This window comes from Micromonospora sp. LH3U1, from assembly GCF_028475105.1.
In the GTDB taxonomy this organism is placed as follows: domain Bacteria; phylum Actinomycetota; class Actinomycetes; order Mycobacteriales; family Micromonosporaceae; genus Micromonospora.
The window spans coordinates 2,653,553-2,665,448 of the sequence record NZ_CP116936.1 but is presented as its reverse complement, the minus strand read 5'-3'; the positions used below and the strand labels follow the sequence as shown (position 1 = coordinate 2,665,448).

At 70.9% G+C, this 11,896-nt stretch carries 9 protein-coding genes and 1 pseudogene; all 10 read right to left on the bottom strand.

Translation table 11 applies throughout. The features are described from left to right. Window positions 1–50: 50 nt before the first annotated feature. A complete protein-coding gene (metK, locus tag PCA76_RS12125; RefSeq protein WP_272617634.1) occupies window positions 51–1,244 on the bottom strand; it encodes a methionine adenosyltransferase in 1,194 nt (397 codons plus the stop codon). An 87-nt stretch (window positions 1,245–1,331) separates the two neighbouring features. After that, window positions 1,332–2,540, bottom strand: coding sequence for a bifunctional phosphopantothenoylcysteine decarboxylase/phosphopantothenate--cysteine ligase CoaBC (coaBC, locus tag PCA76_RS12120; RefSeq protein WP_272617632.1), 1,209 nt, complete (start codon window positions 2,538–2,540; stop codon window positions 1,332–1,334). A gap of 14 nt (window positions 2,541–2,554) precedes the next feature. Beyond that, window positions 2,555–2,818, bottom strand: coding sequence for a DNA-directed RNA polymerase subunit omega (rpoZ, locus tag PCA76_RS12115; RefSeq protein WP_074318577.1), 264 nt, complete (start codon window positions 2,816–2,818; stop codon window positions 2,555–2,557). Between the two features lie 64 nt (window positions 2,819–2,882). Further along, complete coding sequence (locus PCA76_RS12110) at window positions 2,883–3,416, bottom strand: guanylate kinase (RefSeq protein WP_272617629.1); 534 nt, start codon at window positions 3,414–3,416, stop codon at window positions 2,883–2,885. Between the two features lie 25 nt (window positions 3,417–3,441). Beyond that, entirely contained in the window at window positions 3,442–3,759 is a 318-nt protein-coding gene (mihF, locus tag PCA76_RS12105) for an integration host factor, actinobacterial type (RefSeq protein ID WP_030335662.1), read from the bottom strand. Between the two features lie 178 nt (window positions 3,760–3,937). Continuing rightward, window positions 3,938–4,774: an orotidine-5'-phosphate decarboxylase gene (pyrF, locus tag PCA76_RS12100; protein WP_272617626.1), complete on the bottom strand. Its 837-nt coding sequence runs from the start codon at window positions 4,772–4,774 to the stop codon at window positions 3,938–3,940. Between the two features lie 72 nt (window positions 4,775–4,846). After that, window positions 4,847–6,121, bottom strand: coding sequence for an adenosylmethionine--8-amino-7-oxononanoate transaminase (locus PCA76_RS12095; protein WP_272617624.1), 1,275 nt, complete (start codon window positions 6,119–6,121; stop codon window positions 4,847–4,849). Window positions 6,122–6,294: 173 nt separating this feature from the next. Continuing rightward, window positions 6,295–7,310 (bottom strand): annotated as a pseudogene (locus tag PCA76_RS12090) (quinone-dependent dihydroorotate dehydrogenase); the annotation flags it as partial. Continuing rightward, on the bottom strand, window positions 7,307–10,654 hold the full coding sequence (gene carB / locus PCA76_RS12085) for a carbamoyl-phosphate synthase large subunit (RefSeq protein ID WP_272617622.1): 3,348 nt from the start codon (window positions 10,652–10,654) through the stop codon (window positions 7,307–7,309). The pseudogene PCA76_RS12090 and the gene carB, both read right to left, overlap by 4 nt. Further along, complete coding sequence (carA, locus tag PCA76_RS12080) at window positions 10,647–11,840, bottom strand: glutamine-hydrolyzing carbamoyl-phosphate synthase small subunit (RefSeq protein ID WP_272617619.1); 1,194 nt, start codon at window positions 11,838–11,840, stop codon at window positions 10,647–10,649. Before carA ends, carB begins: the two co-directional genes overlap by 8 nt. Between the last annotated feature and the right edge of the window lie 56 nt (window positions 11,841–11,896).

The following is an 11,896-nucleotide window of genomic DNA, read 5'->3' as shown; positions in this document are numbered from 1 at the left end:
CGCGACCGGCGACCCCTCAGCGGGTCGCCGGTCGCTACGCCTGGTGGCGGTCAGGCTCCCGCGGCCGACTTGAGGTCGGCGGCCCGGTCGGTGCTCTCCCAGGTCAGGTCCGGCAGCTCCCGGCCGAAGTGGCCGTACGCGGCGGTCTGCTGGTAGATCGGGCGGAGCAGGTTGAGGTCCCGGATGATCGCGGCCGGACGCAGGTCGAACACCTCGGCGACGGCCTTCTCGATCGAGGAGACCGGCACGGTCTCGGTGCCGAACGTCTCGATGAACAGGCTCACCGGGTGGGCCTTGCCGATGGCGTACGCGACCTGCACCTCGCACCGCTCGGCCAGACCGGCGGCGACGACGTTCTTGGCCACCCAACGCATCGCGTACGCGGCAGAGCGGTCCACCTTGGACGGATCCTTGCCGGAGAACGCGCCGCCACCGTGCCGGGCGTACCCGCCGTAGGTGTCGACGATGATCTTGCGGCCGGTCAGCCCGGCGTCACCCATCGGGCCACCGATCTCGAACCGGCCGGTCGGGTTGACCAGCAGCCGGTAGCCGTCGGTGTCCAGACCCAGGCTCTCCAGCTCCGGGGAGATCACATGGTCGCGCACGTCCGGAGTGAGCAGCGAGTCGAGCGAGATGTCCGCGGCGTGCTGGCTGGACACGACCACGGTGTTCAGCCGGACCGGGCGCAGCCCCTCGTACTCGATGGTCACCTGGGTCTTGCCGTCCGGCCGCAGGTAGGGAATCGTGCCGTCCTTGCGCGCCGCGGCGAGGCGACGGGCCAGCCGGTGAGCGAGAGCGATCGGCAGCGGCATCAGCTCGGGCGTCTCCGAGCAGGCGAAGCCGAACATCATGCCCTGGTCGCCGGCGCCCTGCGCGTCCAGCGCGCTCTCCGACGCCCCGGTCCGCAACTCGAAGGCATTGTCCACGCCCTGCGCGATGTCCTCGGACTGTGCACCGATGGAGACGCTGACCCCACAGGAGGCGCCGTCGAAGCCCTTCTTCGATGAGTCGTAGCCGATGTCGAGGATGGTCCGACGGACGATCGTCGGGATGTCGGCGTACGCCTTGGTGGTCACCTCACCGGCGATGTGCACCTGGCCGGTGGTGATCATGGTCTCCACCGCCACGCGGCTGTGGGGGTCCTCGGCCAGCAGCGCGTCGAGGATGCCATCGCTGATCTGGTCGGCGATCTTGTCCGGGTGGCCTTCCGTGACCGATTCGGACGTAAAGAGGCGGCGTGTCACGGCACTCCTAAGCGTTTGAGGTCGTTCCGCGGCAGTGTAATCACCACTGCGGTCGGTGTCGGGATCGGTCGCGACCTTTACCACCCGTCAGGAGTCACCGGTCAGCCGCGCCACGACCAGATCCCAGACGGTGTCGGCCACAGCCTCCTTGGCCTGCTCGGGCAAACGGCTGACCGAGCCGTCCGCGCCGATGACCGTCACCGTGTTGGTGTCGGCCCCGAAGACCTTGTCCGGACCGACTTCGTTGATCACGATGAGGTCGGCCCGCTTCCGGGCGAGTTTCGCACGGCCGTTGGCTTCCGCGTCGCCGGTCTCGGCCGCGAACACCACCAGCAGCTGCCCCGGTCGTTTGCGCTTGCCGAGCTCAGCCGCGATGTCCGGGTTCGTGACGAGCTCGATGGTGGGCGCGACGCCATCGTCCGACTTCTTGATTTTGCCAGGCGCGTACGCCGCCGGCCGGAAATCGGCCGGAGCCGCCGCCATCACCACCGCGTCGGCCTCGACGGCGGCCTTCAGCGTCGCCTCCCGCAGCTCAGCGGTGGTGCCCACCCGGATCAGGTCGACGCCGGCGGGGTCGGAGAGGGAGACGTTGGCCGCGATCAGGGTGACCCGGGCGCCCCGGGCGACCGCCGCGCGGGCGAACGCGTAACCCTGCTTGCCCGAGGAGCGGTTACCCAGGAAGCGGACCGGGTCCAACGGCTCCCGGGTGCCACCTGCGGTGACGACCACCCGGCGGCCGGCCAGGTCGGTGGGGGCGGAGACACCCCGGGCCAGGACCCGACGGGCGACGGCGAAGATCTCGGCCGGGTCGGGCAGGCGCCCCTTGCCGGTGTCGACGCCGGTGAGCCGGCCGACGGCGGGCTCGATGACCAGGACACCCCGGGCCCGCAGCGTGGCGACGTTGGCCACGGTGGCCGGGTGCTCCCACATCTCGGTGTGCATGGCCGGGGCCAACAACACTGGACAGCGAGCGGTCAGCAGGGTGTTGGTGAGCAGGTCGTCGGCGAGCCCGTGCGCGGCCTTGGCGAGCAGGTCGGTGGTGGTCGGCGCGACCACCACCAGATCGGCCTGCTGACCGAGCCGGACGTGCGGCACCTCGTGGACGTCGGTCCAGACGTCGTCGGCCACCGGCTGACCGGAGAGTGCCGCCCAGGTCGGCGCCCCGACGAACCGGAGCGCCGACGCGGTCGGCACGACCCGAACCCGGTGACCCGATTCGGTGAAGAGTCGCAGCAGCTCGCACGCCTTGTAGGCGGCGATGCCGCCGCCGACCCCGAGGACGATCGAGGCGGACATCGGCCAGCGAGGGCTTACGGCTGGTCGGTCGGCTCGGCGGTGAGCAGGCCGCCGTTGATCTCGCGCATGGCGATCGAGAGGGGCTTCTCCTGCGGGGTGGTCTCGACGAGCGGGCCGACGTACTCCAGGAGGCCCTCACCGAGCTGGCTGTAGTAGGCGTTCACCTGGCGCGCGCGCTTGGCGGCGAAGATGACCAGCGCGTACTTCGACGTCGTCTTCTCGAGGAGCTCGTCGATCGGCGGGTTGGTGATGCCTTCGGGGTTGGCGATGGATCCCACGAATTAACCTCTGCGTCTTTCGAGCCGCGCGGACGCGGTGCTGAGTCTCAACGGCGGCCAGCCGTCAGCCGCGTACGCGCGACCAGGCCGGATCCGGATAAGAAGAACCGAGTAAGCCTACCAGCTCGTCGACCACACGCTCGGTGAGGTCGTGGGTCAGCGTGTGCTCGACGGTGGCCGCGACGCCGGCGTCGGGTTGATACCCGGGTGGGCTCAGCAGCACCAGCCGGCAATCGGGCAGGCGCGCACGGACCAGCAGAGCGCCACGCAGATCGAGCGGGAGCAGCACCGGCTGCCCGGCGTCGAGCCGGGCACGCAGCGGTGGGTACGGGGTGCCCCGGCGGTACGAGCCGATCCGGGACCACTCCAACAGCTCGTCGGCGGCGAGCTGGCGATCGAACTCGGCGGGGGCGAGGAAGACGCGGTCGACCCCGTCGATCTCCGACTCCCGGCGCGGCCTGGTAATGGCCGGCACCGGGATCCACACGGACGGAGAACGCGCCCGGACGAGCTCGACGACACTCTCCCTGCCGGAACCCGAAGGTCCAGCCAGGACAGTGAGCCGAGCCGCCGGGCGCGCCTCGTCATCCGTGCTCACTGCTTGTTTCTACACGCTGCCAGGTTCAGTTGGCGGCGAACTCTCCAAGCAGTGCCTTGCGCTGCTGCTCACCAAGGCCGCGCAGGCGACGGCTGTCGGCGATCTTGAGCTTCTCCATGATCTGGGTAGCCCGGATCTTGCCGATGCCCGGCATGGCCTGCAGGACGGCCGAAACCTTGAGCTTGCCAACGACGTCGTCGCTCTCGGCGCGCTCGAGGACGGCACCGAGCGTGGTCTTGCCCTGCTTGAGCTGCTCCTTCAGCTGAGCACGGGCCTTGCGGATTTCCGCAGCCTTCTCGAGCGCGGCAGCGCGTTGTTCGGGGGTCAGTGACGGGAGCGGCACCAGTTCTCCTCAGGTCCCTATCGCGGCGGGCGGGGCGCACCGCCGCATCTGTGAAACGTGGTGTCGCTGTGAACCAAGGGGTACATGGTTCCCAGCGCGGGGAAAACTAGCGGCCAACGGAGCTTTCGGCAACGTGGGGGCCGCATGATCACCGTAGAGTGACCGACCCGTCAGTCAGTCACCGGGCAGGCAGAACGGCCCGGCAGTCGACCAACACGCGGTCCGCGGCGGCCCGCAGGGCGGCGACATCGGGGCCCGCCGAGAGCACCTCCCGGGAGTACGACGGGAGCACCGAGGCGAGGCTCGAACCGAAGACGGTACGCAGATCGGCTGCCCCAGCACCCTGCGCGCCGAGCCCCGGTGCGAGCAGCGGGCCCCCCACACCGGAGAGGTCGTGACCGGTGTCGCCGATGGTCGCGCCGACCACCAGACCGAAGCTCCCGAGCGGGGTCGCACCGCTGTTGAGCTGGGAAATCTCGTCGATCACGGTCTGCGCCACGGTGCGGCCGTCGGCCGTGCGGGCCTGCTGCACGGCCGCGCCCTCGGGGTTGGAGGTGAGGGCCAGCACGAACACGCCACCGCCGTGCTTGGCGGCCAGTTCGAACATCGGCGCCAGCGAACCGACCCCGAGGTAGGGGCTCGCGGTGACCGCGTCGACATACAAAGGGCTGGATGGATCGAGGTACGCGGAGGCGTACGCGCTCACCGTCGAGCCGATGTCGCCGCGCTTGACGTCGAGCAGAACGAGCGAGCCGGCATTCCGTAACTGTCGGATAGTTGACTCAAGAATCGCCACACCTCGGGACCCGAAACGCTCGAAAAAGGCCGACTGAGGCTTGACCACCGCAACCCGGTCACCGAGGGCTTCCACGACGGTCCGGGTGAACCGGTCAAGCCCCTGAACGTCGTCCGCGAGGCCCCAACGGGCCAGCAGACCGGGATGCGGGTCGATGCCCACACAGAGTGGCCCCCGCTCGGTGATCGCCCGGTGCAGCCGGGTACCGAAGCTATCCATCGGAGTGTTCCCCTCTCCTCGTCCGGACGGCAGCCCCGCCCGGGTAACCGTCGACCCGGTGACCGGGCCGACTCAGCCGGCCGCCACCGCCGCCGCCACCCCGGCCGCGATCCGGGCCAGGTCGACGTCGTCGGTGACGTACGGCGGCATCGTGTAGATCAGGTCGCGGAACGGGCGCAGCCACACTCCCTGGTCGACCGCAGCGGCGGTGGCCGCGCCGAGGTCGACCTCGTGATCGAGCTGGACCACCCCGATCGCGCCGAGCACCCGTACGTCGGCCACGCCGGGCGTACCGCGCAAGGGCTCCAGGCCCGCGCGCAGGCCAGCGCCGACCCTGGCCACCTGCGCCGACCAGTCCCCGGCCCGCAGCAGCCCGATGGAGGCGTTAGCCACCGCACACGCCAACGGGTTGCCCATGAACGTGGGGCCGTGCGCCAGCACACCGCCGGCGGAGATGCCCCGGGCGACCTCCGGGGTACACAGCGTCGCCGCGAGCGTCAGGTAGCCGCCGGTGAGCGCCTTGCCCACGCACAGCACGTCCGGGGTCACCCCGGCGTGCTCGGCGGCGAACATCGCACCGGTACGGCCGAACCCGGTGGCGATCTCGTCGAAGATCAGCAGCACCCCGTGCGCACGGGTCACCTCGCGCAGCACCCGCAGGTAACCCGGGTGGTGGAAACGCATCCCACCAGCGCCCTGGACGACGGGCTCGACGATCACCGCGGCCAGTTCGTCGGCGTGCCGCTCCACCGTGTCCACCAGCGCCGCCACGTACGCGTCGTCGGGTGGGTCGGTGAAGCCTCCCGGTGGGACCGGGGCGAACACCTGCCGGGGCAGCACGTCGCCCCAGAGGTGGTGCATCCCGCCCTCCGGGTCACAGACGCTCATCGGGTGGAACGTGTCGCCGTGGTAGCCGCCCCGCCAGGTCGCCAGCCGACGCCGCTGCGGCCGACCGATGGCCCGCTGGTACTGCAGGCACATCTTCACCGCCACCTCGACGCTGACCGAGCCGGAGTCGGCCAGGAACACGTGCTCCAGACCATCCGGGGTCAGCTCGACCAGGGTCCGGGCGAGCTGCACGGCGGGCTCGTGGGTGAGCCCGCCGAACATCACGTGGCTCATCCGGCCGAGCTGATCGGTCACCGCGGCGTCCAGCACCGGGTGTCGGTATCCGTGGATCGCCGCCCACCAGGACGACATCCCGTCCACCAGCTCACGCCCGTCGGCAAGCCGCAGCCGCACCCCCTCCGCGCTCCGCACCACGTAAGGCGGGTGAGCCGGCGGCATAGCGGCGTAAGGATGCCAAACGTGCGCCCGATCCCCGGCCAGAATCTCCTCAGGTGTCACGCGCGCGTCGTCCCTTTCCCCGTCGATCTAGGGCAGCTTGTCCTCGTCGATCTAGGGCAGGTTGTCGTCAGTGGATCTCCGATCACGACGATCTGCCCTAGATCGACGCGGCGGGGGTGGCGCGGCGGGGGCGGCGGCGGAGGGTGGCGCGGCGGGGGGTGGCGCGGCGGGGGCGGGGGCGGGGCGGTGCGGGCTGTGGCGCGGACTAGGGCTGGGCCTCGGTAGATGAAGCCGGTGTAGAGCTGCACCAGGGCGGCGCCGGCGTCGAACATCCGCGTTGCGTCGTCCGGGTCCAGCACGCCGCCTACGCCGATGATCGGGAGTCGGCCGTTGGTTTCCCGGTGGACGAAGGCGACCACCTCGCGGGCCCGCCCGGTGAGTGGGCGGCCGGAGAGACCACCGGCCTGGGCGCCGCGCTCGACGTCCACTGTGGCCAGACCGGTACGGGCCAGCGTGGTGTTGGTGGCGATCACCCCGGCGGCGCCTCGGGCCAGACAGACCTCCAGCAGCTCGGCGATCGCCGCCTCGGTCAGATCCGGCGCGATCTTGACCAGCACCGGCTTCTCCCCCACCAGCGCGGCGAGCAGCGCGTCCAGGTGGGCACGGTCCTGCAATGAGCGCAGCCCCGGGGTGTTCGGTGAGGACACGTTCACCGCGAAGTAGTCGCCGTGCCCGCGCAGCGCCCGGTACGAGGCGAGGTAGTCCTCGACCGCCTCGTCGAGCGGCGTCACCTTGGACTTGCCCAGCGAGATGCCCAGCGGCACCCCGAGCGGGCGCGGCAACGCCGTCAGGCGGGCGGCCAGCGCGGCGGCCCCGGCGTTGTTGAAGCCCATCCGGTTGACCACGGCCTCGCTGGCCGGCAGGCGGAACAGCCGCGGCCGGGGTTGCCCGGCTGGGCGTGCGCGGTGACCGTGCCGACCTCGACGAAACCGAAGCCGAGCGCCGGCCAGGCCGGCAGCGCCGCGCCGTCCTTGTCCATCCCCGCCGCAAGACCGACCGGGTTGGGGAACCGCACACCGAACACCGTGCGCGGCGCGCTGACCGCGTACCGGGCCCGCAGCGCCGCGAGGGCGGCCGGCTGCCGCGACAGGGCGGTCAACCGCCGCAGTGTCCACTCGTGCGCCGCCTCGGCGTCACCGCCGCCGAGCCGGAACAGCCACGGCCGCACCGCCTGCTCGAACAGGGTCACTGGGCGGCCCGGAGGGTGGCGTGCAGGTCCTGCAGGGGGCGTACCTGCATGTCGCCGCGGATCCGCGCCTCGATGCCCATCACGGCCGCGGCGGCGCCGGGGACCGTGGTGATGCAGGGGATGTCCGCGGTGACGGCCGCGCTGCGGATCTCGTAGCCGTCGGAGCGGGCGCTGGCACCCGAACCCTGCGGCGTGTTGATCACCAGCGCCACGTGGCCGCCGCCGATCAGCGACACCGCGTCGTCTCCCTCACCAGCCTGGTAGTGCTTGCGGACCTGCTCGCAGGCGATGCCGTGCCGGCGCAGCACCTCGGCCGTACCGGCGGTCGCCACGATCTCGAAGCCCAGATCGGCCAGACGCTTGATCGGGAAGATCATGCCGCGCTTGTCCCGGTTGGCCACCGACACGAAAATCTTCCCGGCGGTCGGCAGCGAGCCGTACGCCGCCGACTGGCTCTTGGCGAAGGCATGCCCGAAGTTGGTGTCGATGCCCATCACCTCGCCCGTCGACTTCATCTCCGGCCCGAGCAGCGAGTCGATCCCCTTGCCGGCGCGGGTCCGGAAGCGCTTGAACGGCAGCACCGCCTCCTTGACCGCGATCGGCGCGTCGGCGGGCATCGTGCCCCCGTCCCCCGTCGACGGCAGCAGGCCCTCGGCGCGCAGCTCGGCGATCTTCGCCCCGAGCGCGATCCGGGCCGCCGCCTTGGCCAGCGGCACCGCCGTGGCCTTGGAGACGAACGGAACGGTCCGCGACGCCCGAGGGTTGGCCTCCAGGACGTAGAGCACGTCGTCCTTGAGCGCGTACTGCACGTTGAGCAGGCCACGGACGCCGACGCCACGGGCGATGGCCTCGGTGTAGCGGCGGACCTCGGCCAGGTGCGAGCCCGCGAGCGTGATCGGGGGCAGCGCGCAGGACGAGTCACCGGAGTGGATGCCGGCCTCCTCGATGTGCTCCATCACGCCGCCGATGTAGACCTCGCCGTCGGCGTCGCAGAGAGCGTCCACGTCGATCTCGATGGCGTCGTCGAGGAACCGGTCCACCAGCACGGGGTGATCCGGGGAGATGTCGGTGGCCCGACCGATGTAGTCGCGCAGCGTCGGGTCGTCGTAGACGATCTCCATGCCCCGCCCGCCCAGCACGTACGACGGCCGGACCAGCACCGGGTAGCCGATCTCGTCGGCGATCGTCTTGGCCTCGTCGTACGAGGTGGCCATGCCGTGCGCCGGCGCGCGCAGCCCGGCCCGGGCCAGCACCGCGCCGAACGCCCCCCGCTCCTCGGCCAGGTGGATCGACTCCGGGGAGGTGCCGACCACCGGCACACCGGCGTTCTTGAGCCGCTGCGCCAACCCCAGCGGGGTCTGCCCGCCGAGCTGCACGACCACCCCGACCACACCCGGCCCGCCGGCCGCCCGGCCGGACGAGTCCTCGGCGTGCCAGACCTCCAGGACGTCCTCGAAGGTCAGCGGCTCGAAGTAGAGCCGGTCGGCGGTGTCGTAGTCGGTGGAGACCGTCTCCGGATTGCAATTGATCATGACCGTCTCGTAGCCGGCCGCCCGCAACGCCTGCACGGCGTGCACACAGGAGTAGTCGAACTCGATGCCCTGCCCGATGCGGTTCGGGCCGGAGCCCAGGATCAGCACCTTCGGCTGGTTCGACGGCACGACCTCGGTCTCCAGGTCGTACGTCGAGTAGTGGTACGGCGTCGTCGCCTCGAACTCGGCCGCGCAGGTGTCCACGGTCTTGTAGACCGGGCGCACGTCGAGGCGGTGCCGCAGGGTCCGTACGCCGTCCTCGGCGGCCAGCTCCGGGCGCAGCGCGGCGAGCTGCCGGTCGGACAGGCCGGCCCGCTTGGCACGGCGCAGCAGCTCGGCGTCGAGCACCGGGGCGTCCACGATCTCCGCGCGCAGCTCGATCAGCGCGGCGATCTGGTCCAGGAACCACGGGTCGATCCCGCCGGAGGCCTCGGCGACCTCGGCGATCGACGCGCCGAGGCGCAGCGCCCGCTCGACGGTGTACAGCCGGCCGTCGTGCGGGATCCGCAACGCGGCGAGGGTGTCCGCCAGGCTGACGCCGGCCGGGTCGGGGACCGACCAGAAGCCGGCCTCCTTCGTCTCCATCGAGCGCATCGCCTTGTTCAGCGCCTCGCTGAAGTTGCGCCCGAGGCTCATCGCCTCGCCCACCGACTTCATGGTGGTGGTCAGCTCCGGGTCCGCGCCGGGGAACTTCTCGAACGCGAACCGGGGAATCTTCACCACCACGTAGTCCAGACTCGGCTCGAACGCCGCCGGGGTCTTCAACGTGATGTCGTTGGGGATCTCGTCGAGGGTGTAACCGATGGCCAGCTTCGCGGCGATCTTCGCGATCGGGAAACCGGTCGCCTTGGAGGCCAGCGCCGAGGAGCGGGACACCCGGGGGTTCATCTCGATCACGACGATCCGGCCGTCGGCCGGGTTGACCGCGAACTGGATGTTGCAGCCACCGGTGTCCACCCCGACCTCGCGCAGCACGGCGATGCCCAGGTCACGCAGGCGCTGGTATTCCCGGTCGGTGAGCGTCATGGCCGGGGCCACGGTGACGCTGTCGCCGGTGTGCACGCCCATCGGGTCGATGTTCTCGATCGAGCAGACCACCACCACGTTGTCGTTCCGGTCGCGCATCAGCTCGAGCTCGTACTCCTTCCAGCCGAGCACGCTCTCCTCGATGAGCACCTCGTGCACCGGGCTGGCGGCGAGGCCGTCGCCGGCGATGCGGGCCAGGTCCTCCGGGGTGTGCGCCATGCCGGAGCCCAGGCCGCCCATGGTGAACGACGGCCGGATCACCACCGGCAGGCCCAGCTCGACGACTGTCGCCTCGACCTCGTCCATCGAGTGGCAGACCCGGGAGCGCGGCACCAGGCCGGTCGGGTCGTCGACACCCAGGCGTACGCCGGCCTTCGCGACGATGTCCTTGAACAGTTGGCGGTCCTCGCCCCGGTTGATCGCGTCGATGTTCGCGCCGATCAACTCCACGCCGTACTTCTCCAGGACGCCGGCCTGGTGCAGGGCGACCGCGGTGTTCAGCGCGGTCTGCCCGCCGAGGGTCGCCAGGATCGCGTCCGGGCGCTCCTTGGCGATGACCAGCTCCACGAACTCCGGGGTGATCGGCTCGACGTAGGTCGCGTCGGCGAACTCCGGGTCCGTCATGATCGTCGCCGGGTTGGAGTTGACCAGGCTGACCCGGATCCCCTCACTGCGCAGCACCCGGCAGGCCTGGGTGCCGGAGTAGTCGAACTCGCAGGCCTGCCCGATGACGATCGGCCCGGAGCCGATCACCAGGATGTGCTTGAGATCGGTCCGCTTAGGCATTGCTGCGCCCCTTGCTGTGGGTCCGGCCTTCACTGGGCTGCCGGTCGAGGGCACGGCCCTCGATCAGCTCGGCGAATCGGTCGAAGAGGTAGTCGGCGTCGTGCGGGCCGGCCGCCGCCTCCGGGTGGTACTGAACCGTGAATGCGGGCACGTCCACGGCCCGCAGCCCCTCGACCACGTTGTCATTGAGGCAGACGTGCGACACCCGCACGCCACCGAAGTCGGTGTCGATCACCTGGTCGGGGACCACCGCGCCGCCACCCGCACCGGGCACCTCGACCGCGAAGCCATGGTTGTGGCTGGTCACCTCGACCTTGCCGGTGGCCCGGTCGAGCACAGGCTGGTTGATCCCCCGGTGGCCGTAGCCCAGCTTGTAGGTGCCGAAGCCGAGCGCCCGACCGAGGATCTGGCTGCCGAAGCAGATGCCGAACAGCGGCACCTGCCGCCGCAGCGCCTCCCGGGCCAGCGCCACCGGAGCGTCGGCGGTGGCCGGGTCACCGGGGCCGGGCGACAGGAAGATCGCGTCGGCACCGGTGGCGAGCAGCTGATCGATGCTCGACGAGGCCGGCAGCACGTGGGTGGTCACCCCGCGCGTGGCGAGCCGACGGGGAACGTTGCGCTTGATGCCCAGGTCCAGAGCGGCCACCGTGAACCGGTGCTCGCCGAGGGCCTCGACGACGTACGGCTCGGCGGTGGTCACCTCGGCGGACAGGTCCGCGCCGGTCATCTGCGGCGCCTGCCGGACCCGGGTCAGCAGGCTCTGCGGGTCGTTGTCGACGCTGGAGATGCCCACCCGCATGGCGCCGCGCTCACGCAGGTGCCGGGTCAACGCCCGGGTGTCCACCCCGCTGATACCCACCACACCCTCGGTGGCGAGGCGGTCCTCGAGACCGCCGGTGGCCCGCCAGTTCGACCCGATCCGGGCCGGGTCGCGCACGACGTAGCCCGCCACCCAGATCCGGCCGGACTCGTCGTCCTCGCCGTTGACGCCGGTGTTGCCGATGTGCGGCGCGGTCTGCACCACCACCTGCCGGTGGTAGGACGGGTCGGTGAGGGTCTCCTGGTAGCCGGTCATGCCGGTGTTGAAGACCGCTTCGCCGAAGGTCTCCCCGACGCTGCCGTACGCCTCACCGGGGAACGTGCGCCCGTCCTCGAGCACAAGGATTGCGGGTCTGCGCTTGACCATTACTGTGCCCGCCTTTCGTTCGCGACTGCGGGACTCCGCTTCGCTGCATTCCTCGC